Consider the following 22,002-nt stretch of genomic DNA (forward strand, 5'->3'; position numbering starts at 1 on the left):
GCCTCTTCGTCAGGGCTTCCAACGCCCTTCTGTTCTGAGCGAGCCACCTGCACTTTTTATCTAATCCAGTTCCAGCGGCTAGAATGTTCGGTGGCTTCGCTTCTTCCTGCGAGGCAAAAAGCGCCTCTACGTCTGAAGCTCCATCCCCCTCACATTCTGAACGAGCCGCTTCCACTTTTTATAGTAATTCAAATACTCCCGCTGCTCCCATTCCGCCGCCAATACACATTGTTACGATACCGAATTGTTCGTTGCGGCGTTTCATTTCGTGAATAAGAGATAGTGTTAGTTTTGCTCCTGTACAGCCAAGTGGATGTCCAAGTGCGATTGCACCACCGTTTACGTTTACTTTTTCTTCATCTAAACCAAGTTCACGAATAACTTGGATCGATTGAGAAGCGAATGCTTCATTTAGTTCGAATAAGCCAATATCAGATAGCTCTAAGCCAGCTAGTTTTAACGCTTTTGGAATTGCAGCGATTGGGCCGATTCCCATTACTTCTGGTGGTACGCCAGCTACTGCAAATGAACGGAATTTCGCAAGTGGCTTCATGCCATCGCTCACTGCTTTTTCACGATCCATTAATAGTACAGATGCTGCACCGTCACTCATTTGTGAAGAGTTACCAGCTGTTACAGAACCGCGAACGTTAAATGCTGGACGTAATTTACCTAAAATGTCTAGCGTCGTCTCTGCTCTTACACCTTCGTCTTGTGCGAAAATGATTGTTTCTTCTTGCAGTTTATTGTTTGAGCCAACCGAGCGTAATGTCACATCTACAGATACTGTTTCATCAGCAAAGTTTCCTGCCGCTAATGCTTTGGCAGCACGTTGATGACTTCTTACTGCAAATGCATCTTGCTCTTCACGAGAAATTCCATATTTCACAGCAACTTGCTCTGCTGTATGTCCCATACCCATATAATATTCTGGAGCCGCTTCTACAAGGCGACTGTTCGGACGAACAACGTGTCCCATCATTGGAACTAAACTCATTGATTCCGCTCCGCCTGATAATACAGCTTCAGAGTGACCAAGCATAATGCGCTCTGCTCCGTAAGCAATACTTTGTAAACCAGAAGAACAGTAACGGTTAATTGTAATAGCTGGAACATCGTAAGAAAGTCCTGCTAGTCCGCCGATATTACGAGCCATATTTAAACCTTGTTCTGCTTCTGGCATCGCACAACCGAAAATTAAATCATCGATTGGTCCTTCATAATTTGCACGCTTTAACGTTTCCTTTACTACTAACGCCCCTAGATCGTCAGGACGAACTGTTTTTAATGAACCCCTCTTTGCTTTTCCAATTGGTGTTCTTGCTCCCGCAACAATGACAGCTTCTCTCATGAACGATATCTCCCCTCGTTATTAGTTACGTAATGGCTTTCCTTTTACAAGCATGTGCTGCATTCTTGCTTGTGATTTCATCTCACTTACTAAGCTAATAAATGCTTCACGTTCTACATCTAATAAATACTGCTCATCAACTTCTGTTCCGTACGGCACTTTTCCGCCCGCAATGACATATGCAAGTTTCTTCGCAATGTGAAGATCATGTTCAGAAATGTAACCTGATAAATGCATTGCTTCTGCACCAAGTACAAGAGTTGCATATCCTGTTTCACCAACAACTGGTATCTTTTTACGAATCGGTGCTTTATAGCCAGCTTCATATAAAGCAAGTGCTTTCTGTTTCGCATCATATAGTAAGTGATCACCATTCACACTAATACCGTCTTTATCGCCTAAGAAGTTGTTCGATACAGCTTCTTGTGCTGATGTAGAAACTTTCGCCATCGCTACAGATTCGAACACTTTATTCGCAACTTTTTGCAGATCAAACTCTACACCGTTTGGCATTTTATTTAAGTGTTTAATGTATAACTCTTTATTACCGCCTCCGCCAGGGATTAAGCCAACACCAACTTCTACTAAGCCCATATACGTTTCACTAGAAGCTTGAATGCTAGCTGCTGGTAAGCAAACTTCTGTACCTCCGCCAAGCGTCATACCATATGGTGCTGCTACAACTGGCTTAGAAGAGTACTTAATTTTCGTCATTGCATCTTGGAAGTTTTTCACAACCCACTCAATTTCAAAGTAGTTGTCATCTTGCGCTTCCATTAAGATCATCGCTAGGTTCGCACCAACGCAGAAGTTCTTCGATTGGTTACCGATAACAAGACCTTTATAATTCTTTTCTACTTCATCAACAGCGTAGTTAATCATTTGCGTAATATCCATACCGATTGCATTGCTCTTCGAATGGAACTCTAAGCAAAGGATGCCGTCGCCTAAATCAATTAAGCTCGCTCCGCTATTTTTCTTTAATACACCATTTTTCGCTTTTAATTGCTTAAGAGAAATTGCTTTTTTATTACGCTCGATTAGCTTATATTCGCCATTATCGTAATAGTAGCTATCGCCGTTATCATGTTTATAGAAAGTAGTGAAACCTTTCTCTAACATTTCTTTCACCCAAGTAGGAACGACTACGCCGTTTTCTTCCATCTTTTGAGCAGATTTTTCAACGCCGATTGCATCCCAAACTTCAAACGGTCCTTGCTCCCAGCCGAAGCCCCACTTCATCGCTTGGTCAATTGCAACGATATCGTCAGCAATTTCTTTATGAAGTTTTGCAGAGTATAAAAGAGTTGGTGTAATGATGTTCCATAACAACTCTCCTGCACGGTCTTTCGCGTATACAAGCGCTTTCAATTTATTCGCTAATCCTTTTTCTTGTTTACTTAACTCTACGGATGCAGCTTTTAATTTTTTACGCGCTTCGTATTCCATCGTTTCAGGATTTAATTCTAAAATTTCTTTTCCTTGTTTTAAGAAGAAGCCTTGACCCGTTTTACTTCCAAGCCATTTTTTCTCAAGCATGTCATGCATGAAAGCTGGTACTTTAAATACATCACGCTCTTCTTCTTGTACGTTTTCATATACGTTATTTGCAACGTGTACGAATGTATCTAAACCGACAACATCTAATGTACGGAACGTTGCGCTCTTTGGACGACCAATAAGTGGGCCTGTTACAGAATCAACTTCCCCAATGCTGTAGCCGCGTTTTATCATCTCTTGAAGAGTTACTAATAAACCGTACGTACCGATGCGGTTTCCAATAAAGTTTGGTGTGTCTTTTGCGATAACAACGCCTTTTCCAAGAACGTCTTCGCCAAATAGTTTCATGAAGCTTAATACTTGTGGATCTGTTTCTTTCGTCGGTATTACTTCTAGAAGTTTTAAATATCGTGGTGGGTTAAAAAAGTGTGTGCCTAAGAAGTGTTTCTGGAAGTCGTCTGAACGACCTTCTGCCATTTTTTCAACTGAAATACCTGACGTATTCGAGCTTACAATAGAACCTGGTTTACGAACAGCGTCTACTTTTTCAAATAATTTCTTTTTAATATCTAAGTTTTCAACTACTACTTCAATAATCCAATCTACATCAGCAAGAAGCTCAAGATCATCTTCTAAGTTACCTGCTTCAATCAGTGCTAGATTTCCTTTCACTGTCAGAGGAGCTGGTTTTTGCTTCAATAGTTTCTGTACAGCCGTATTACTAAAACGATTTCTCACACTTTTATGTTCTAATGTAAGTCCCTTCGCTTCCTCTTCTTTCGTAAGCGCAGGTGGTACAATATCAAGCAATAATGTCGGAATACCAATATTAGCTAAGTGTGCCGCAATTCCCGAACCCATTACGCCTGAACCTAGAACAGCAGCCTTTTTAATTTGGAACATCCAATTCTCCCCCTATTCTTGAATGAATGCTCATTCAATTTTTCGACATAAGTCGCAATCAATGAGTGAGCCTCTACTAATAAATATATGATACTGTTTAAATTTTCGCAATATATTTATTGATAAAATTTTCTGAAATAAATATTTTTCTTTCATTTGGCTATGCTATACATGTGTATTTTCTTTGTTTAAATGCACTTTTCCTTTTTATAATCTGACGAAACTGGAGGAATATATATGGCAAAACTTAAGAAGAACCCTTCAAAGGCTGGAATTAGTGCGGCTAGTGTAACTGGAAACGCAGGTCCACATAATCACGGTGTTGAAAAAGGACGCCAAGGTAATAACCAACAATATAAGAAGCATAATATGGGCGAAAAATAACGCTATATTTTTGGGCAGAGAACGTGGCATAATGATTAATGGCTACTTTTTCTGCCCAATTTATTTGTACATATGGAAAACAAAAGAGGGAACGATGATGAAACGAACAATAGTTATGATTGTAATGATTGCTACACTATTTACAGGGATGATTTTCTTCTCTTATGCACAAAGGCAACAAGCTGTAAGAGCTGATCAACCTAACATTACTGGGCAATATGGGGTTACAATCGATGCAAACACAGGTGAAATTTTGTATGGGAAACGCGAAGACGAACGTTCTTATCCGGCTAGTATAGCCAAAATGATGACAACCCTTCTTTTACTAGAGAATGTAAAAGAAGATGAAGAAATTACGGTTACAGAAAATGCAATTAAAACAGAAAGTCAAAGCAAGAAAATTAAACTTCGTGCTGGAGAAAAATTAAAGCGTGATGAGGCATTAAAACTTATGCTTATCATTAGTGCAGATCCAATAGCTGAATCAATTGCAGAACATATTGCAGGATCAAAAAATGAATTTGTGAAAATGATGAATGCTAGAGCGAAGGAACTTGGTACAAAGCATGCGACTTTCAAGAACGCAAGTGGTGCTGATGCAATTGGGAATAAAGTATCACCATATGACATTGCTATTATTACGAAAGAAGCATTAAAGTATCCAGTTGTTTTAGAATATATGAATTCAACACGTACAACTCTACATACTTCAGAACGCTCTCCAAACATCGCAAACTATGGACGAGAAGAACTATATGACGATCCATATGCGATTGGAAGTAAAAGCGGTCTATCAGCACTCGGCAAATATACGGTCGTAACAGTGGATGAAAAAGACGGTAAACGCGTCATTAATGTTGTATTATCTTCTTCTCGCACGCAACTATACCCTGATACGAAAAAAATGGCACATTACGCATTTCAGCAATTAAAATAACCAAGGAGTATTTTCTCCTTGGTTATTTTTTAACCATACCTTTTAACACGAACGCAACGTTTGCTGGACGCTCTGCTAGACGACGCATAAAGTAGCCATACCAGTCATTTCCATAAGGTACGTAAACACGCATTTTGTAACCTTCTTTTACTAGCTCAAGTTGACGCTCATTACGAATACCATATAACATTTGGAATTCAAATTGATCCCTTGGAATGTTGTGTTCTTCGGCAAGTTTTTTCGTATATTCAATAATCGCTTCGTCATGTGAAGCAATTGCAGTATAATTCCCATTTAATAAGTGCATTTTAATAATTTTTTTATAATTGTCATCTACATCTTTCTTGTCCGGGAACGCCACTTCTTCAGGTTCTTTATAAGCCCCTTTTACAAGACGTAAATTCGGACTATAAGCATTTAATTCTTCCATATCTTTTTCTGTACGATATAGGTAAGCTTGAATAACTGTACCAATATTATCGTATTCAGATTTTAATTGTTTAAAGATCTCAATTGTTTTCCCGCAGCGCGTATAGTCTTCCATATCAATTGTAATAAACACACCATTTTCTTTTCCAGCTTCTAAAATACGGCGCATATTGTTCATTACGATTTCATCAGAGATATCTAATCCCATAGAAGTCATTTTTAAAGAAAGCTGCGAATTAAGACCTTCTCTTCCAATTGCACGAATCGCTTCAATCGATTCGCTAGCCATTTCATTTGCTTCCGCTTCGTTATCAACGAATTCACCTAAATAATCGATCGTTACACAAAGACCTTGCTTATTTAATGCTTTAATTGCAGCTGTCGCCAATTCAATCGTCTCCCCTGCGACGAAGCGACCTGCACCAAAGCGCAAACCGTACTTTTTAGCCAGTTTTGTTAGCGCTTTATTTTTTGACAAGAAAAGAAACGAATTTCGCATTAATTGTTCCATGTAATTCACCCCTATGACTGTAATTTATCTGTTTTTTACCCCTCTTCAAAATTATATCATTGTTTAAAATTATTGGATACAAATAATTATTTAGATAATTTATAAAATACTATAAAAACATTTAAAAACCTATATTCTCGCATGTAAATATGAAGGGAATATTTTTCGACATTTAGAAAAAACGGGTTTACTAGGCATAAAATAGGCATGTCGAAAATATTCGACATGCTTATAAAACCCTTAATATTCCATGTAAATTATACAAGGATATTAATAAAGAAAACTTGAGGTAACATTCGCCTCAAGTTTTCTCACTGCTCATTTCGCTTCTCTTCATTCAGCCTTTTAATATCCGTAATTAACTGCACCATCTCTTCTTTCGCATCTGGATATGTCTCATTCCAATGCTTCACTAATGCTGGCATCGTCTTCGCTATGTAAGAATACAGTGCCCACTTCTGTACCTGTTCTTTTCTCTCTTCGCTACTCTCTCCAAGTAACAGCTCAGTGTATTTCTCTAGTAACCCGTCAAACTGCTCGTTAAACTTTTCATTCATCTTATTTACCTCCTATATGAAAAAAGCAGCGAAAACCGCTGCTTTTTCTTATAATTTTGATCGAACAGAGTTTAATTTCTTCTCCATTGTGCTTACTTTATCACGACGATCATCAATACGAATTGTTGTTGCAACACGCTGTGCACCTTTCGTATAAGGCACTTCATGCATTTGTTGAATTACTTCTAGAATAACAGGAAGATCTCCTTCAATAACTGTATTCATCGGTGTTAGTTGATACTTCACGCGATTTGCATTTTTCTCTAGCACCTTTTGTACTTCTGCTACATATTCACTAACACTTGGATTACCTGTTCCTACCGGAATAATCGATACGTCAACAATTGCCATAGTAATTTGCCTCCTATAATCGCTTCTTATATATCCACTGTCTATTTTACCGAAATCCTCATCATTTTACTAATATGTTACTCTTCCACTTTAAACTGCTCGACTAATCTTTCTAAATCCCTCATATGCTCTGTCAAACTTTCCATCGTGTGAGCTACCTTTTCTAAATGATTAACCTGTGATTCCGTTGCAGCATGTACCTCTTCGGAAACAGCTGCACTTTCTTGACTCGTACCAGCAATTGTATGCATTACCGCTGTAATTTCTCCTTGCTCGTAACCTATGTTATGTACCTCTTCTACAATTTTTTCAACTGAAGTACTAATCGTATTTACAACTGACATAATTGTGCGGAACTCCATTTCCGCCTCTGTCGTCACTTTATTTTGCACATCTGCAATGTCTTTCAATTTACTTACAACTTCTACAACCCTTTTTACTTCTACTTGCACATCACCAATCATCGTTGTAATTTCTCCTGTTGCCTCTTTTGATTGTTCCGCTAATTTCCGAACCTCTTCAGCAACAACCGCAAATCCCTTACCTTGCTCACCTGCACGGGCAGCTTCAATTGAAGCATTTAAAGCAAGTAAATTTGTTTGATCCGAAATACCTTTTATTAACTCAACAACATTTTGAATCGATCCAACTCTTTGTTCTAACTTACCGGATGCTTCTTCTGTATGAACAACAATCGAAGATGATTGTCCCCTCGTACGAACTAAGTTCCTCATTGTATTTAATCCTTGCTTAGATGCCTCTTCCGCTTTGCCAGCCACTCCTTTTATTTCATCAACAGAGCTATTCATTTGTTCCACTGACTCCGCCATATTTTCGAGCTGAGCAGAAACTTCATCCACACTATTCGCAAGAGTAGAAGCTCCTCCGCTCACATCATCCATTGCTCCTGAAACTTCTCTACTAGCCGCTACTGTTTCATTCGTTAAATAATGTAAACTATTCGTTGATTGTTGCACCGTTGATACGCTGTTTTTAATTTTACTTACCATTTCATTCATTTGTTCAACCATATCATTAAAGTGTTTCGTCAACTCTCCAACTTCATCTTTACTTGTCACTTTCATTCGCAGCGTTAAATCGCCTTCTGCTACTTTTTGCACGTGATTCTTTAATAGTTGCAGTGGTCTTGCTAATCTTCTTGAGAACAAGTAGGAAGCTACGATTCCAACTAATAAACTAATACATGCCATTATAATAACTGTATTTCTCGTACTATTTAATAGCCCATCGATCGTTTCTTTCGGATAAAAGATTCCTATCGTCCATTTCATCGTATCAAATGATTGACTATAAACAACTACATCTTCACCTTTTATTGTAGTGACCGCATATTTTGTTACTTCTTTATTTAAGCTCTTTATAAGTGGCTCTTTTGAAACATCTTTCCCTATCTTTTCTGGATAAACAAGAGCCATATTTTTATCATTTATAATAAACATTTCTCCGTCATTATTGTATTGAATATTGTGAAGCAACTTCTGAATCGTCCCAAGCGATACATCCATCGCAACAACGCCTAATACAGATCCATCTTGAGCTGTAATTGCTTTAGAAACACCTACACTTAACTTTCCTGTTGCAATTTCATAAGAAGGTTGTCCCCAATGGACCTTTTTTACATCAGCCTCTGAATCTTTATACCATGGTCTTGTCGTTGGATCATATCCTTCTGGCACTTGCCCACCTTCAGCAAGATTGGCACTTAATGTTTTTTTATCTTTCGTACCAATATATAAATCTAAAATACCAGGATGATTCTTTTTATACTCCGCAAACTCTTTTGTTAAAAATGCTTCCTCTTCTGGAGTAACCCCACCTTGAAGCATGTTACGAATCATCTCACTGTTCGCGTAATACCCCATATCTTCATCCGTTCTTTGAACAAATGTCGTAAGTTGCTCTGTCACAAGATCCATCGCATTTTGAGAATACTCGTCTAAAGAACGCACTTCCTTTTCTTTCTGTAATTGATACACAGCTGTACCCAATATTACGAACATCATAGAAATAAGTACTGAAAACACTACCGCAATTTTTAAACGTAAACTTCTTAACATCTTCCCCCAAGCATCCCCTTCGCATTAAATTAAAATCTTATTAATCATTATATTAAGTATAATAGATAAAATTAAAAAATTGAAATTAATTCTCATCTAAATTGAATTAAAAAAACTACCACCTCTTGTGTAAAAACAAATAGTTCATTATCCTTAAAATATAATCTCATTCGTTCGGAGGGAACTATGTTACAAAAATTCGGTTTCTCACAATATGAAAGCCAAGCTTATGAAGTTGTCGTATCAAGCAATGAACCATTAGATGCTACAACAATTGTGAAGCATTCAGGTGTTCCAAAAGCAAAAATATATGAAGTGCTAGCACGCCTAATCGATAAAGGAATGGTAATGGATTCTGTTTCAGAAAAGAAGAAGCTGTATACAGCATTACCACTAAAACTAGCAATTGAAAAATTAACGTCAGAATTCCAATCAAATATTAAAGAACTGGAAACAAATATATCAAAAAAATCATTTACAGATGACCGTGTGTGGAGCTTAAAGATGCAATCTTCTATTCGAGTTCAAAGTAAAGAACTCATTGAAAGTGCAAAAGAATCAATCCGTATTTCAGCTTGGAATGATACTCTTTTAGAATATCTCCCTTTACTAGAACAAAAAGCAAAACAAGGTGTTCAAATTGAATCCCTTATTGTTGGAGAAGTAGAAACAGACTTAGAAAACATGCATTTTCTAATCCCAGCTGAAGAGCCTAATGCATTAGAGCGCTACTTGCTACTCATCGTTGACGATCGTGAAATTTTATTTGCTGGCGTAGAACAAGAGTCATGGCAAGCGATGAAAACAATGTCACAACCTTTCGTAAAGTTCTTTACAGAATTTTTCTATCACGACGTTGCACTTGCAAAGATTACCCAGAAACACCATGACCTCTTTATGGAAGATGAGGAAATTAAGAGTTTGTTGATGAAGTTAAGATACTAATTAAATAATAAAAAGGAGTCTAGTTTTTCACCTAGACTCCTTTTCGTTTTGTTCCTTTATGTCCATCAACAGCTCAATGATTTTCTCATTTTGCTCTACCTGTTTCTCAGAATTTTTATAGATGAAACGAACCCATCTAAGTGCAAGAATAATAAGAAACAACGGGATCATTGAAATTAGAAAACCAATAATTGAAAAATTCGTATACATATACATCACCTCGCTATATACCCTTTTCTCCATTTACCTACTAAAACCTGCAATTTTTCACAAATAAAAAAGAACCTATCAAACGATAGATTCTTCTTTCACGAACTGAGTAGAGCGTCCTCTCGTAATCGAGAAAATCGCGCAAAGCAGTGCTAATATAATAAAGCTACCACCTACCCAAGCATTATATATAACAGATGATTTTTCAATAACAACTCCACCTACTGTTGAACCAAGTGCAATTCCTAAATGAAGCGCAGAGTTATTTAAACCTTGCTGAATACCAGCTGATTCTGGCGCAATTTCAATTAAATAATTTTGCTGTGCTGGTGAAATAGCCCAGCTCAGCATACTCCAAAGTCCCATCATAATGATGAAGAGAGGGAATGAGAATGTCATTAATGGCAATATGAAGATTGCACATGCAAATACGATAATAATCGAGATAATACTTTTCTTCGATCCCCATTTATCAGCAAGCCATCCACCGAATCCACCGCCGATTACTGCTGCGATTCCGAAAATGAAGTAAAACACACTAATCCAATTTGCTTCAACATGCATAACATCTTTTAAAAACGGTGTTAAATATGCATACAATGTTAAATGCCCCGTTAAAAACAAAAATGATGTTAACTGTGCACTTACAATTTTTTTATCTTTTAAAGTAGCAAGTTGTTCTTTTATTGATAATACCGATGTCGGTGGTACTTTCGTTAAGAACAATGAAATACAAGCAATTGCCATAACTGTTAATACCGAAATTAACACAAATGGTGCACGCCATCCGTATGCATTTCCGAGTACAAGACCAAGCGGTACTCCAAGTACAAGTGATCCACTAATTCCCATAAAAATGATTCCAATTGCACGCGCACGAAAATGCGGTTCTACTACACTAGACGCAAGTGTTACAGATAGTGCAATAATTAATGAACCACTCGCCGCACAAATAACCCTTGAGAACATTAGCATTCCGTAATTCACACTAAATGCCGAAATAATATTTCCGATTAAGAAAATCGATAATGCTCCAACATACAATGTTTTTCTTTCAAACTTCCCTGTCAAAGCTAATAAAACTGGACCTGACAAAGCAAATACTACCGAAAATATTGTTATAAGCTGACCAGCTGCGCTAATAGATACTCCTAAATCATTGGCAACTAAATCGAGCGTTCCTCCTATAATTAGCTCAACCGTTCCGACTACGAAAGCCGCGATAGCTAAAATATACACACGAAAATTCAAGTCTTTCCCCACGCTTTCTATTTTGGTTACTACGACTATAGTAACCAAAATAGAAAGTGGAAGCAAGTACAATTTTTTTACAGTAAAAAAGGTAGACGTATTATACGCCTACCCTTCCATCATTCTGTTTCTTTCTTCTTATTCAAGTACCAATACACCGGCAGTCCAGTAAAGACAATTCCAATTGATAAGAAACAACTTACTGGATCGTTAATAATCGCACTACCGATTACAAAGAACGAACCTAAAATCGCTACGATTGGTACGATTGGGAATAACGGTACACTATATGCACGCTCTTTATTCTTATTACGTTTTCTTAAGATGAAGACACCAATAAACGTCATTACGTAGAAAATATAAATAATGAATACGGAAATCTCAGATAGCTTATTCGGATCACTAATAATCATTAAAATAATTCCTAAAATGATTTCAACAGTAATCGCATTTGCTGGTGTTTTAAATCTCGGACTTTCCTTTGCAATAAACTTAGAAAATGGAAGTTGTCCACGCTCTGCCATAGACATTGGAATACGTGGGAACGTTAAAATTTTTCCATTTAAACAGCCGAAAATAGAAACGATAATACCGATACTAATAATTTTCCCGCCATATTCTCCAAGTAACATGCCCGCAGCTGTCGCTGTTGCATTTTCTCCAAGGTCTACAATTTTCGCTGCTGGTAATACATTTAATAACGCCAAGTTAATTAATACGTAAGCAGCTGTTACGATTAAAATCCCAACTGTCATTGCTTTCGGTAATAACTTTGTTGGATTCTTCATTTCTCCACCAATCGAAGCAAGTAAAATCCAGCCGTCATAAGCAAATAACGTTGCTAAAATTGCCATACCGATACTTTGATTTTCTGATATCGGCACTACTACGTTAAAAATATCACTGTTTCCTTTCCAAAAACCTAACACGACAATTAATACAATCGGAATCATTTTCCCAATTGTCGTGATTGTTTGAACGATACCTCCGTATTTTGTTCCCATACTATTTACAAAGCCAAGGAACACAACTGTTCCGATTGCGATTGGTAAATTCCACACTTTATCTAAATAGAAAAAATTAATCATTAAAGAACTAAAGTATAAACCTAATGTTCCGATAATAGCTGGTCCATAAACAATTGTTTGCATCCAGCCTGATAAATATCCCCAAAAACTTCCGTAAATCTCCTCTAAATACGTATACAACCCACCATTTTTCGGGATTTGCGCTCCAATTTCAGCTACTGTTAAACCACTCGCTAACGTCAACAGACCACCAATTACCCAAGCAAGAATGGCCATATTAGAACTCCCTGAGTAATCTAATACGCTTCCTGGTTTCATAAATACACCAGACCCGATAATCGTTCCTACTACGATAGAAAGTGCTACTGTTAAACCAATTTTGTTCTTCTCATCATGATGCATGCTGCGTATCCTCCTTCCAATTCTAGTGTGATGCAAAAATGAAATAAAAAAACACTCCTCCCTAAAAAAGGGACGAGTGTTGTATTCGTGGTTCCACCCTTGTTTCAATTCGCAAAGTAACACACTTCACCAATTTCTCAAGTCTAAATAACGGTTTTTGCCGGCAAGCAATTACTAGATGTTCGTTCACTGCTGCAGTTCAGAGGTGGTAATCCATTTTTCCGTATTAGGAAGCTCACAGCCAAAGGCTTCCCTCTCTGAGAATCGTAAAAAATTGATCGTGTCCTCATCATCACTTCTTGATGTCGAATTTTGTAGTTATTGTTCATTATATTGAATTGTTAGAAAAAATCAATATATTTTTTTATATAACATAGGAAATATTTCTCTTCTTATATTATAACAGAAGATACAAAACTTCTCTAATTCCCTAAAAATGGTATAATCCATTTAGGAGGTGTACCAATAATGATTGCTGTCTTTTGTATCATCGCTACGTTTCTCTCTGTTCTATTCGCTATCATGCATCGGCACAAGTATCCTAGTTATAGCATTTTAGCGGTAGCTATTATACCAGCTGTTTCCTTCTACGTATTGGGTAAATATCAATATACGGAAGTGTTTATCGGTTTTGCAATCTTCTACTGCGTCTTCGGATACATACTAACAATGAAAAGAATTTCAATGCCTCATTAAAAGGGACCGATTTCTACTTATAGAAATCGGCCCTTGCACGTACCTTCCGGTTGCCCACACGAAAGATACGACTTCATTCAATTATTTCTCATCTTTTTTCATAAAAAACTTATGGTGCGGTAAATCAACATTCAACGCCTCTAATTGTTTCTTTTCATTCTCTAAAATCGCTTTTGCTTTTGTTTTTGTTGCTTCATCTAATCCCGCAAAGATGTCTTCACGCTTCTCTTTCTCTGGAAGTTTCACACCTAATTTTGTTAATTCTTCTTTTGCTTGCTCATGCGTTAATTTTCCAGATTTCTTTTGCTCTAAAATTGACTTCGCTTTCTCTTTTGCCTGTTCATCTAATCCTGCAAACATGTCTCCATGCTTACCTTTCTCCGGCATTTTCACGCCTAACTTTGTTAATTCCTCTTTTGCTTGTTCATGCGTTAATTTTCCAGATTTCTTTTGCTCTAAAATTGACTTCGCTTTCTCTTTCGCCTGTTCATCTAAGTTAGCAAACATGTCTCCACGCTTACCTTTCTCCGGCATTTTTACGCCTAACTTTGTTAATTCCTCTTTTGCTTGTTCACGTGTTAGTTTGCCGGATTTCTCTTGCTCTAAAATTGACTTCGCTTTTGCTTTCGCCTGTTCATCTAATCCTACAAACATGTCTTTACGCTTCTCTTTCTCCGGAAGCTTTACACCTATTTCCTCTAACTGTTTCTTTGTATCGTCCATAATTGTTTTTACTTTTTGTTTTGTAGCGTCATCTAAATCCTTTTTCGCCGTTTTTGCAGGCTGATCCACTGCTGGAGTATTCGTTGCCGCGAATGCCGGAATACCGACTCCTCCAATGATTCCGAATGATAAAGCACCTGCAATTGCTAAATACCCAACTGTTTTCTTCTTCATAGGAAATTTCCTCCTTCATATTTCTAAAGCATGTACACTTTCGTATACAATGCCAATAGTAATGTTGGTTTCTTAAAATTTCCTTAACGATGCAAATAAAAAACACCGCTCGTAATGAGCGGTGTTTCTCTATGCTTTTTGTAATTGTAACTCTTCACGTTCCATTATTTTTCTTAATACAATTGTTTGTGTCATTGTAAATAAGTTACCTGTTATCCAGTACAACACAAGTCCTGATGGCGCCGCAAACCCCATAAATAGAATCATTGCCGGCATCATAATTTGCTGCATCTTTAACATCTGTACTTGTTCTCCAGGTGTAATATTCGATTGGAAAACTTTCATTTGAATAAATGTCGTTAACGCTGCAATAATCGGTAATATATGATATGGATCTGCATGTCCTAGGTTCACCCATAAAAACGAAGATGTGCGAATCTCTTCCGTTCTGCTAATCGCATAATACAAAGCAGAGAAAATCGGCATTTGTATAAAAATTGGCCAGCAACCAGCAAGTGGATTCCAACCGCCTGATTTCATTAGTTCTGACATTTCTTTTTGATACTGCTTTTGTTTTTCAAGGTCTTTGCTTACATCACCGTATTTTTTCTTTAGCTTCTGCAATTCAGGTTGCATTTTCTTCATTTTCGCTTGGCTGCGATATTGCGAAACAGCTAATGGAATCGTTGCTGAACGAATAACGAGCGTCATAATAATGATAGCAATCCCAAAGCTAGCTCCAGGTATATGATGAGCGACAAATTGAATCATATACGAGATTGGATATACAAAATAATGATCCCAAATCCCAGTACTATGTGCATCAATTGGGGCTGCATTACTGCAACCAGATAAAACAAAAACAAGTAATAATGATAAACTAACGAGCACAGCTCGGTATGATTTTAACATGTTCATTCCTCCAATGTTTCGTAATTATTTAGCGAAACATTGGTGTATACGGACCGACCTCGTCATTCTCTTCACTTGATTCTTGTCTGCGTACAGAACGAATCATTCCATATTTATAAAAAATAGAAAATAGCGGTACATTTCCCGCACTATCTTCACATGTATCAACTAGCGCAAAAGCTCTTTGTCTACCGCTTGATGCTTGTTGACGCACAAAGCGAGAAACATTAGCAAGGAAGAAAACTTCTAATAAACAAAGTGCCGTCGTTACAAACGATATATATAGAATTGCATCCTGCAATAAAAATTCCATCGCTTCACATCCTTAATAAGGTCATTTTAGCACATCGGGCAAACATTCTCTATTTCCTTTTATTTTCAAAAAAAGTATTTTGCATATTTTCTCAAGAAAACAATAATTAAGAAACGTTGTATTCGCTTTCTTTAGTATATTCACACACATCAATGAATAGGCTTGATTTATTAGAAATTTATAAAATTTTTGCATTATAATAAAACTATTGCCAGTTTTTGAAAAAACCTTTATTCTCTTCTTGTAATCAAAAATGAATATGGAGATGAAACATACTATGGGTCAACTAGGAGACGCCGATTACGTTCCCGACACCGCCTTTTTATCCTTCCCAGCAGCTAAAACATTTCACTTAGAATTTATGATACAGTTGGTTGTTATTTTTATAGCTTCTATTTTGTATGCAATTTCTATGAATATGTTTTTTATCCCGCATAACATGATTAGCGGTGGATTCGCTGGTGTAGGGATGATTATCGGTTATTTAATGCACTACAATATCGGTGCACTTATCTTTTTACTAAACATTCCTCTTCTTATTTTAAGTCACTTTTACTTAGGCAAGAAGACAACCTTTTTAACAGCTTACTTTGTAGCTGTATCATCGTTAGCGATGAACATTATCCCTGTACACCAGGTTTCAGACGATATTTTACTATCTTCTGTATTCGGTGGTGTAATCTGCGGAGCAGCTTCCGGAATCATATTCCGATTTGCTTCTTCAACAGGTGGCTTTGATGTTGTTGGATTGATTGTAGCGAAACATCGAGATATTTCAATTGGAGCAATCATCTTTGTATTCAACTTAATCTTACTTGTTGCAGCAGGTTTTATTTTCGGATGGGATATTACACTTTATACGTTAATTAGCCGGTTTGTAGTCAGCAAAGTTATCGATGCTGTGCACACGAAACATATTAAATTAACGATAATGACAGTTACAGAAAAAGGTGAGGAAATAAAAAGCGCACTACTACATCACGGCATACGCGGGGTGACAATGGTAGACGCTGTCGGCGGCTATACAAACCATAAGAAAAAAATGATTTACACTGTCGTGACTCGCTATGAGTTAGGCGAAATGAAACGTATTATCCGCCAAGTGGATAACAAAGCATTTATGAACATTACTGAAACAGTTGAAATTGTCGGCCGTTTCAAACGCATATAAAAAGGCGCAAGGAGCTAGTGTTCCTTGCGCTTTTTATTTTTTACACTTATTACAAAATCAGATAATTCTATTATTATGTCCCTAAATGTGTTATAATGAAAGCAGACTCACAAAAAAAGAGTATATAGACTTGGAAGTTTCTCTTATTTTACAAGCAAAAAGAAACGAGCAGTCGGGTATATTTCAGACACCATACACGTAACGGTTTAAACAACCGATCATCTTAGTTACTCTTCAATGATCTTTTTATAAAAAGATACGTACAATTAAAACTCACTTCAATATACTATACCTACCTTTTTGACTTCCAAATCATCTTATTACATAAGGAGATGAACATATGAATCAATATATACGATATACAATAGCTGTCCTGTTTGCTATTATCGGCGGAACAATCTGCTTCTGGACAAACACACAGCTTGGAGAGAATATCATTTTTAATGGAATCGAAACACTTGTAAGCGCTTCAATTTTAGGCGGATACATTTACTTCCTCTTCAATCCAGAAGAAAATGCTCAAAAAACAATGTTATTAACAATGATCGGAATCGTTGGTGGATGTATTTCCTACTCAATGACAAACTATACATTACCACTTCAATTAAGCTCAGCTTTCTTCCACGGTCTATGGACTTGGTTCATTGCATTCTGCTTAGCAGACGTATTCAACCTATTACAAGACAATGAAGAAGATAACGGTCGCCAAATTGAAAGTAACTCTTAAGCTGGAAGATACTCTTCCAGCTTTTTTATGTTGGTTTGCATACCCCGCATCACGATAAAAAGAAGTTACCCTCACGGCAACTTCTTTTCCACATACCCCACTTCGTATTCACTAAAATATATCAACGATTTTTCAAATATATCGATCGTTTCTCCACTTATATCAACGATTTTTTCATTATATCGACGCTTCGACACAAGATATCGATTTACCGACAACCTTCGACACTCAAAACGCACAACATACCCTAGCCCCCAAGCAACTTACTGCCGAACTCTACGATTAAAAAGATAATTAATAGGATCGCGAGTATCTTTAATGCTACATATGCTACTTTAAAAACAACATAAATGAGCAAGACTATCAAAATAATTGATAAAATTTCCATATTTACTTCCTCCAAACTTTGCTCTTCTTATCTCATTTTACTCGCCCTAGGCTGTTTATGGAACGGCATAAGATGACATATAAAAAAGAGGATACCTCACCCATCGTAAGATACCCTCTCTTTCAGCTGCTTAAACCATTCTCTTTCTAATTGTAAATATCCCATCTCACTCTTCTCGGCGCTCTTTAATTCTTGATCAGCTTTCTTCATATAAGTACGGGACGCTTCCATATTGCCCTCTACATATTTAATAATTCCTTGTGTACGGTAATATCCACTTAGGTCCATTTTTGTAATAGCCTTTGCATGTTCCTTTGCTTCTTGCAAAGAAAGACTATCCATCTGATAAAGGGCTTTATATAAAAGATACCAACTATGAAAACTACTAACGAAAAACTTATTTTCTTTCGTTACAGGTAGTTGAACAATTCGTTCTATATACGGTATCGCTCTTTCCATTCCCTCTTGATCTGCACGAGCAAAAAAGACGAGCATAAGTCTACTCATTATCTCTCTTATCCCTTTATTCTCTTTTATTTTCTCCTCACTCAATTCTACTAATCTTTCATCCCAATCTTTCGGTCTTTTATAACTAAATAACTCACTCGATATTTGAATCTCATATAAGTGATTTCTAGCTCTTTCATCATCTTTAATTAAAATAAGAAATTGCATCCCATCACTCATAAGCATTCCTTTTATCGGCACAATTGTAACCGCAAAGATTGCAAAATGGAAAAAGGAAAAATATAAAAGATATTGATAATAACTCACCATGTATATGTAACCGGAAGTAATACCAAATAGTAAACTCGTAATCGGTCCACCTAAAGTGAGCCACGCCCACTTTTTCGAAAGATTCGGTGTCTCTATAGAAGGTGGTACTAGTGTTGCAACGCCTCCAAAGTACGCCCATAATTTATTTTCTCGAATGCGTAATTTCCCCTTTTCTTTTTGAATAGTAATAGGTCCTACTGTCATAAATTTAAATGTCAAACCACCTATTACACCAAATACTACATGTCCTAGCTCATGAATGGCTAACACTAACAATGAAATTCCAACTATTGCCCATAGGTTCAAAATTACTTCTAATTTCTCAGTTCGAATTACTACGTATAAAATGGACAAAACTAACGCCGCCGTCATGGAACCAGCTGGCCTTCTTAAAATATCCACCTTTTTCTCCCCTTAATAAATCATTTTTCTCTGCATTTCGTACATGAATTTTCCGAGATGCAATATCCAAATAAATGAGATTAAACCAATTAACACAAAATCGATATCACTAGCCGCTGTATATATAACGGCCGCCCACCATACATATGCCAATATTGTATTCGTAAATTCATACGCTTTATATCCAGCCTCATGCACAATGTGCTTTAATCCTTCATCTGCGTTTTTCGTCCACATTTTCATAGATTCCATATACGTTACACCTTGTTCAGGATATAGCTTGTTATAACGATTTTTTGTTATGAGTCCGATAATTACTACAGTAGTTAAACAAAGAATAGAAACTACTAAATTCCACACCGCAAATGAAACATTTGTATCCTGCAACAATGCACGTCTACATGTAATAACTGCATATACAAACCATGCCTGCGTAACTATATCACCTACACGTAAATATATACTTATAATGCCTAATTTCCTACCTTGTACGCTCTCTTCTTCATCGCGTGCCTCTGCTAACATACGTGTATTCTTCCAAGTATAGTACATCATTAAGATTCCAAAAATAGTACATATACCTATAAATGTATTAGATGATAATTTTCTCGGTTCATCCGAGAGTAAATTTAAAGCTATATAAGACGTTAAAAAGCCACCCATCATACTTACTGCTATTTTCCCCACAGAATCAAATTGTTTTTTTCGCTTACTCTTCATCGTCCTCTTCCCCCTCTACTAACGTAAATATTTCCTCCACTGGTACATTGAAAATTTGTGCGATTTTTAACGACAATACAATAGATGGTGCATAATCCCCACGCTCAATTAAACTAATCGTTTGCCGTGATGATCCAATCACTTTTCCTAAATCCCCTTGTGATAAACGATGCTTTGCTCGCAATTCCCTCACTCGATTTTGAAGCTTCATGTCTTCCCTCTTTTTCATTTATTTAATTAAAATTGTAAATAATATCCTTATACTTGTCAATTATAATTGTCATTTTGACGTTAATAATTGACAATTATAAAGATGTATTATGTTGGAAATAACCTATATAATGAATGTGAAATATTAAACAAAGGAAGTGACATATGAATAAAATATCTACTTTTCCCTATATTCTTACTAAGCTTACAGCGACTTTCTTGTTATTATTACTTATTAGTATGCTTCTCTTAACAACTAATCAACAGACATTATATAGTTTCTTAGCTGGATTACGAGAACTACTATATGTTCCCTTCGTTCCTATTCTTGCGGCATATGCAATTTTTTGTTCTATTTGCATCGATAAATTGAAATTAAAAACACATACAAGACTGAAGACATTATGCCTTTATATTTTTTGCGGCTATTTATTTTCTCTTCCATTCCTAATATTTAAAGAAGCTAGTCTAATACAGTTCTTGTTTCTCGGATCAATTGGCGCATTGTGTTCTCTTTTTTTCTACCTATGTACAGTTATAGCAACAAAATTTAAGTGGATACAATATGTCGTGCCAGGCATTATGCTTATTATATTTATCACAATCAACTTTATCGATTTAGAAAAGGTTGGAACATCAAAAGAACAATGGATCGAAACAAAAACAGAAAACTCTTTCGAAGCATCTTTTCAACATTTTAGCGGTGAACATAGAGTCCCCATTGAGCTAAGACGAGGTGACATATTAGAATTTACCATTGAATCACGAGCTGAAAATCCGGATGGCTACATGGAAGAAGTAAAAATGGCCAGTGAGTTTCAAGAGGAAGAAAATTATTTAGCCCCAACTGGCCCTAATACATATCATTTCGCAGCAATTAAGACAGGAACTTATTACATTATAGTTAGCGGAAATCAGCTAAAAGGAAAGTTAAAAATAAATTGGAACATAAAATAAAAAAGGCAGTGCTTTTGCACTGCCTTCCTAAATTCTGACATAGAATGGATTTCATATTAGCTTGCGTTTTGTAGTAATACTCGTTTTAACTGCTTACGGAAACGAATACCTAACGTAACCGCTACAATCACAATAACTCCAAAAATGATTTTACCGATATGACCTTCTAGCACTCCAAAGATATCATGTAAGTTTCCACCTAACCAGTAACCACCGATTAAGAAGAATGATACCCAAAATAGAGCGCCTGAATAAATTGTAATGGCAAAACGACGGAATGGTAAATTAATAATTCCTGCAAAGTATCCTGTGAAATGACGTACACCAGGAATAAAGAAACCAATAAAAATTAAGAAGTACCCATACTTATCAAACCACATTCTCGTTAAGTCAATTTTTCTTTGTGTTAAAAATACGTATTTCCCATACTTTTGAATGAAAGGCATACCTAATTTATTTCCTAAAAAGTATTGAATCGTCATTCCTACACTTGTCCCAATAAAGGATAGAATAATTAAAATCGGTAAACTTAAATCACCCTTATGTGCTAAAAATCCCGCATATGCTAACGTTGGCTCTCCCGGAAACGGAAGTGCAATATATTCTAACAGCAAACCTACAAGTACAACATAGTACCCGTATTGCTGAAATAATTCATGAATCCATTCCATGTCATCTCTCCTTTCAATCACGTACAACTTCTTACTATTATTGTATAAAAAAATTGTCGAAATAACTATCACAATAGCTTACATTTTTATTACATTTTTGTAAGGGTCACACTAATGATTTCCGTTCTTTATTAAGTAGCTAAAAGCATTTTTTAAGTCGAAATAACAAAAAGACGCAATAATAATATGCAAATTTTATCCATTTTTTAACACTGAAAAACCTTTCTTATTTTGTTCTCAATAAAAAACCACCACAAACTCATGCTAACTTCATATTAGCTTCATATACGTATTGTAAGATTATATCGGAATTTGTTGAAAAAT

24 protein-coding genes and 1 other annotated feature are annotated in these 22,002 nt (G+C 36.4%); of the genes, 7 read left to right on the top strand and 17 right to left on the bottom strand.

What is annotated here, in order from left to right:
• Nucleotides 1–178: 178 nt before the first annotated feature.
• A complete protein-coding gene (locus tag AC241_RS24915; protein WP_001206331.1) occupies nucleotides 179–1,351 on the bottom strand; it encodes an acetyl-CoA C-acetyltransferase in 1,173 nt (390 codons plus the stop codon).
• A 21-nt stretch (nucleotides 1,352–1,372) separates the two neighbouring features.
• Nucleotides 1,373–3,754 carry a 3-hydroxyacyl-CoA dehydrogenase/enoyl-CoA hydratase family protein gene (locus tag AC241_RS24920; RefSeq protein WP_048563729.1) on the bottom strand — a complete coding sequence of 794 codons (2,382 nt, stop codon included), beginning with the start codon at nucleotides 3,752–3,754 and terminating at the stop codon, nucleotides 1,373–1,375.
• A gap of 237 nt (nucleotides 3,755–3,991) precedes the next feature.
• Here AC241_RS24920 and AC241_RS24925 point away from each other — a divergent pair, with 237 nt between their 5' ends.
• Entirely contained in the window at nucleotides 3,992–4,138 is a 147-nt protein-coding gene (locus tag AC241_RS24925; protein ID WP_001096344.1) for a YuzL family protein, read from the top strand.
• A gap of 97 nt (nucleotides 4,139–4,235) precedes the next feature.
• Entirely contained in the window at nucleotides 4,236–5,075 is an 840-nt protein-coding gene (locus tag AC241_RS24930; protein ID WP_043935775.1) for a D-alanyl-D-alanine carboxypeptidase family protein, read from the top strand.
• 22 nt (nucleotides 5,076–5,097) lie between these two features.
• Here the strand turns inward: AC241_RS24930 and AC241_RS24935 are convergent, their stop codons facing one another.
• The 4 genes from AC241_RS24935 to AC241_RS24950 form a co-directional block, all read right to left on the bottom strand.
• Complete coding sequence (locus AC241_RS24935) at nucleotides 5,098–6,015, bottom strand: proline dehydrogenase family protein (protein WP_000436767.1); 918 nt, start codon at nucleotides 6,013–6,015, stop codon at nucleotides 5,098–5,100.
• Between the two features lie 311 nt (nucleotides 6,016–6,326).
• The gene (locus AC241_RS24940; RefSeq protein WP_016079823.1) at nucleotides 6,327–6,572 is read right to left on the bottom strand and encodes a YusU family protein; all 246 of its coding nucleotides are present in this window, start codon (nucleotides 6,570–6,572) and stop codon (nucleotides 6,327–6,329) included.
• Between the two features lie 48 nt (nucleotides 6,573–6,620).
• Nucleotides 6,621–6,923 (bottom strand): MTH1187 family thiamine-binding protein, encoded by a 303-nt coding sequence (locus tag AC241_RS24945; RefSeq protein ID WP_001018865.1) that lies wholly within the window; start codon nucleotides 6,921–6,923, stop codon nucleotides 6,621–6,623.
• 77 nt (nucleotides 6,924–7,000) lie between these two features.
• Complete coding sequence (locus AC241_RS24950) at nucleotides 7,001–9,001, bottom strand: methyl-accepting chemotaxis protein (protein WP_016079822.1); 2,001 nt, start codon at nucleotides 8,999–9,001, stop codon at nucleotides 7,001–7,003.
• Nucleotides 9,002–9,187: 186 nt separating this feature from the next.
• Between AC241_RS24950 and AC241_RS24955 the strand changes: the two genes are divergently transcribed.
• On the top strand, nucleotides 9,188–9,946 hold the full coding sequence (locus AC241_RS24955) for a TrmB family transcriptional regulator (RefSeq protein ID WP_016079821.1): 759 nt from the start codon (nucleotides 9,188–9,190) through the stop codon (nucleotides 9,944–9,946).
• A gap of 27 nt (nucleotides 9,947–9,973) precedes the next feature.
• On the opposite strand, the gene AC241_RS24960 is transcribed toward AC241_RS24955, so the two are convergent.
• The 3 genes from AC241_RS24960 to AC241_RS24970 form a co-directional block, all read right to left on the bottom strand.
• Nucleotides 9,974–10,156, bottom strand: a complete 183-nt coding sequence (locus tag AC241_RS24960; RefSeq protein ID WP_050844673.1) for a hypothetical protein — start codon at nucleotides 10,154–10,156, stop codon at nucleotides 9,974–9,976.
• A gap of 78 nt (nucleotides 10,157–10,234) precedes the next feature.
• Nucleotides 10,235–11,419: an MFS transporter gene (locus tag AC241_RS24965; protein WP_140163738.1), complete on the bottom strand. Its 1,185-nt coding sequence runs from the start codon at nucleotides 11,417–11,419 to the stop codon at nucleotides 10,235–10,237.
• 107 nt (nucleotides 11,420–11,526) lie between these two features.
• Nucleotides 11,527–12,837 (bottom strand): APC family permease, encoded by a 1,311-nt coding sequence (locus AC241_RS24970; RefSeq protein ID WP_000546308.1) that lies wholly within the window; start codon nucleotides 12,835–12,837, stop codon nucleotides 11,527–11,529.
• A 65-nt stretch (nucleotides 12,838–12,902) separates the two neighbouring features.
• Nucleotides 12,903–13,139 (bottom strand) — a binding site (T-box leader).
• Between the two features lie 166 nt (nucleotides 13,140–13,305).
• On the opposite strand from AC241_RS24970, the gene AC241_RS24975 reads away from it, so the two are divergent.
• On the top strand, nucleotides 13,306–13,533 hold the full coding sequence (locus AC241_RS24975) for a hypothetical protein (protein WP_016079817.1): 228 nt from the start codon (nucleotides 13,306–13,308) through the stop codon (nucleotides 13,531–13,533).
• An 81-nt stretch (nucleotides 13,534–13,614) separates the two neighbouring features.
• Here the strand turns inward: AC241_RS24975 and AC241_RS24980 are convergent, their stop codons facing one another.
• The 3 genes from AC241_RS24980 to AC241_RS24990 all read right to left on the bottom strand — a co-directional run bounded on the left by AC241_RS24980 (nucleotide 13,615) and on the right by AC241_RS24990 (nucleotide 15,655).
• The gene (locus AC241_RS24980) at nucleotides 13,615–14,430 is read right to left on the bottom strand and encodes a hypothetical protein (RefSeq protein ID WP_029443542.1); all 816 of its coding nucleotides are present in this window, start codon (nucleotides 14,428–14,430) and stop codon (nucleotides 13,615–13,617) included.
• Between the two features lie 129 nt (nucleotides 14,431–14,559).
• Nucleotides 14,560–15,342, bottom strand: a complete 783-nt coding sequence (yidC, locus tag AC241_RS24985; protein WP_050844674.1) for a membrane protein insertase YidC — start codon at nucleotides 15,340–15,342, stop codon at nucleotides 14,560–14,562.
• Nucleotides 15,343–15,370: 28 nt separating this feature from the next.
• Nucleotides 15,371–15,655 (bottom strand): hypothetical protein, encoded by a 285-nt coding sequence (locus AC241_RS24990; RefSeq protein ID WP_000394930.1) that lies wholly within the window; start codon nucleotides 15,653–15,655, stop codon nucleotides 15,371–15,373.
• 277 nt (nucleotides 15,656–15,932) lie between these two features.
• Here AC241_RS24990 and AC241_RS24995 point away from each other — a divergent pair, with 277 nt between their 5' ends.
• Nucleotides 15,933–16,826 carry a YitT family protein gene (locus tag AC241_RS24995; protein ID WP_016079813.1) on the top strand — a complete coding sequence of 298 codons (894 nt, stop codon included), beginning with the start codon at nucleotides 15,933–15,935 and terminating at the stop codon, nucleotides 16,824–16,826.
• A 340-nt stretch (nucleotides 16,827–17,166) separates the two neighbouring features.
• Nucleotides 17,167–17,553 (top strand): DUF3938 domain-containing protein, encoded by a 387-nt coding sequence (locus AC241_RS25000; protein ID WP_050844675.1) that lies wholly within the window; start codon nucleotides 17,167–17,169, stop codon nucleotides 17,551–17,553.
• A 247-nt stretch (nucleotides 17,554–17,800) separates the two neighbouring features.
• Here AC241_RS25000 and AC241_RS25005 read toward each other — a convergent pair whose 3' ends face one another.
• The 4 genes from AC241_RS25005 to AC241_RS25020 form a co-directional block, all read right to left on the bottom strand.
• On the bottom strand, nucleotides 17,801–17,941 hold the full coding sequence (locus AC241_RS25005) for a DUF3985 family protein (RefSeq protein ID WP_000404758.1): 141 nt from the start codon (nucleotides 17,939–17,941) through the stop codon (nucleotides 17,801–17,803).
• Between the two features lie 96 nt (nucleotides 17,942–18,037).
• On the bottom strand, nucleotides 18,038–19,090 hold the full coding sequence (locus AC241_RS25010) for a zinc metalloprotease (protein ID WP_042969178.1): 1,053 nt from the start codon (nucleotides 19,088–19,090) through the stop codon (nucleotides 18,038–18,040).
• A gap of 42 nt (nucleotides 19,091–19,132) precedes the next feature.
• Nucleotides 19,133–19,840, bottom strand: a complete 708-nt coding sequence (locus AC241_RS25015; RefSeq protein WP_000837722.1) for a DUF3169 family protein — start codon at nucleotides 19,838–19,840, stop codon at nucleotides 19,133–19,135.
• Nucleotides 19,830–20,051 carry a helix-turn-helix transcriptional regulator gene (locus AC241_RS25020; protein ID WP_000776173.1) on the bottom strand — a complete coding sequence of 74 codons (222 nt, stop codon included), beginning with the start codon at nucleotides 20,049–20,051 and terminating at the stop codon, nucleotides 19,830–19,832. The genes AC241_RS25015 and AC241_RS25020 overlap by 11 nt, the downstream gene beginning before the upstream one ends.
• A gap of 164 nt (nucleotides 20,052–20,215) precedes the next feature.
• Between AC241_RS25020 and AC241_RS25025 the strand changes: the two genes are divergently transcribed.
• On the top strand, nucleotides 20,216–21,007 hold the full coding sequence (locus AC241_RS25025; RefSeq protein ID WP_050844676.1) for a hypothetical protein: 792 nt from the start codon (nucleotides 20,216–20,218) through the stop codon (nucleotides 21,005–21,007).
• Nucleotides 21,008–21,063: 56 nt separating this feature from the next.
• Here AC241_RS25025 and AC241_RS25030 read toward each other — a convergent pair whose 3' ends face one another.
• Complete coding sequence (locus AC241_RS25030; protein WP_000454754.1) at nucleotides 21,064–21,678, bottom strand: DedA family protein; 615 nt, start codon at nucleotides 21,676–21,678, stop codon at nucleotides 21,064–21,066.
• Nucleotides 21,679–22,002 lie beyond the last annotated feature (324 nt).

The organism is Bacillus thuringiensis, assembly GCF_001182785.1.
Lineage (GTDB): Bacteria > Bacillota > Bacilli > Bacillales > Bacillaceae_G > Bacillus_A > Bacillus_A thuringiensis_S.

Coding starts and splice junctions, on each gene's coding strand:
- AC241_RS24915 (WP_001206331.1), bottom strand. CDS start 1,351: ATGAGAGAAGCTGTCATTGTTGCGGGAGCAAGAACACCAATTGGAAAA.
- AC241_RS24920 (WP_048563729.1), bottom strand. CDS start 3,754: ATGTTCCAAATTAAAAAGGCTGCTGTTCTAGGTTCAGGCGTAATGGGT.
- AC241_RS24925 (WP_001096344.1), top strand. CDS start 3,992: ATGGCAAAACTTAAGAAGAACCCTTCAAAGGCTGGAATTAGTGCGGCT.
- AC241_RS24930 (WP_043935775.1), top strand. CDS start 4,236: ATGAAACGAACAATAGTTATGATTGTAATGATTGCTACACTATTTACA.
- AC241_RS24935 (WP_000436767.1), bottom strand. CDS start 6,015: ATGGAACAATTAATGCGAAATTCGTTTCTTTTCTTGTCAAAAAATAAA.
- AC241_RS24940 (WP_016079823.1), bottom strand. CDS start 6,572: ATGAATGAAAAGTTTAACGAGCAGTTTGACGGGTTACTAGAGAAATAC.
- AC241_RS24945 (WP_001018865.1), bottom strand. CDS start 6,923: ATGGCAATTGTTGACGTATCGATTATTCCGGTAGGAACAGGTAATCCA.
- AC241_RS24950 (WP_016079822.1), bottom strand. CDS start 9,001: ATGTTAAGAAGTTTACGTTTAAAAATTGCGGTAGTGTTTTCAGTACTT.
- AC241_RS24955 (WP_016079821.1), top strand. CDS start 9,188: ATGTTACAAAAATTCGGTTTCTCACAATATGAAAGCCAAGCTTATGAA.
- AC241_RS24960 (WP_050844673.1), bottom strand. CDS start 10,156: ATGTATACGAATTTTTCAATTATTGGTTTTCTAATTTCAATGATCCCG.
- AC241_RS24970 (WP_000546308.1), bottom strand. CDS start 12,837: ATGCATCATGATGAGAAGAACAAAATTGGTTTAACAGTAGCACTTTCT.
- AC241_RS24975 (WP_016079817.1), top strand. CDS start 13,306: ATGATTGCTGTCTTTTGTATCATCGCTACGTTTCTCTCTGTTCTATTC.
- AC241_RS24980 (WP_029443542.1), bottom strand. CDS start 14,430: ATGAAGAAGAAAACAGTTGGGTATTTAGCAATTGCAGGTGCTTTATCA.
- yidC (WP_050844674.1), bottom strand. CDS start 15,342: ATGTTAAAATCATACCGAGCTGTGCTCGTTAGTTTATCATTATTACTT.
- AC241_RS24990 (WP_000394930.1), bottom strand. CDS start 15,655: ATGGAATTTTTATTGCAGGATGCAATTCTATATATATCGTTTGTAACG.
- AC241_RS24995 (WP_016079813.1), top strand. CDS start 15,933: ATGGGTCAACTAGGAGACGCCGATTACGTTCCCGACACCGCCTTTTTA.
- AC241_RS25000 (WP_050844675.1), top strand. CDS start 17,167: ATGAATCAATATATACGATATACAATAGCTGTCCTGTTTGCTATTATC.
- AC241_RS25005 (WP_000404758.1), bottom strand. CDS start 17,941: ATGGAAATTTTATCAATTATTTTGATAGTCTTGCTCATTTATGTTGTT.
- AC241_RS25010 (WP_042969178.1), bottom strand. CDS start 19,090: ATGACGGCGGCGTTAGTTTTGTCCATTTTATACGTAGTAATTCGAACT.
- AC241_RS25015 (WP_000837722.1), bottom strand. CDS start 19,840: ATGAAGAGTAAGCGAAAAAAACAATTTGATTCTGTGGGGAAAATAGCA.
- AC241_RS25020 (WP_000776173.1), bottom strand. CDS start 20,051: ATGAAGCTTCAAAATCGAGTGAGGGAATTGCGAGCAAAGCATCGTTTA.
- AC241_RS25025 (WP_050844676.1), top strand. CDS start 20,216: ATGAATAAAATATCTACTTTTCCCTATATTCTTACTAAGCTTACAGCG.
- AC241_RS25030 (WP_000454754.1), bottom strand. CDS start 21,678: ATGGAATGGATTCATGAATTATTTCAGCAATACGGGTACTATGTTGTA.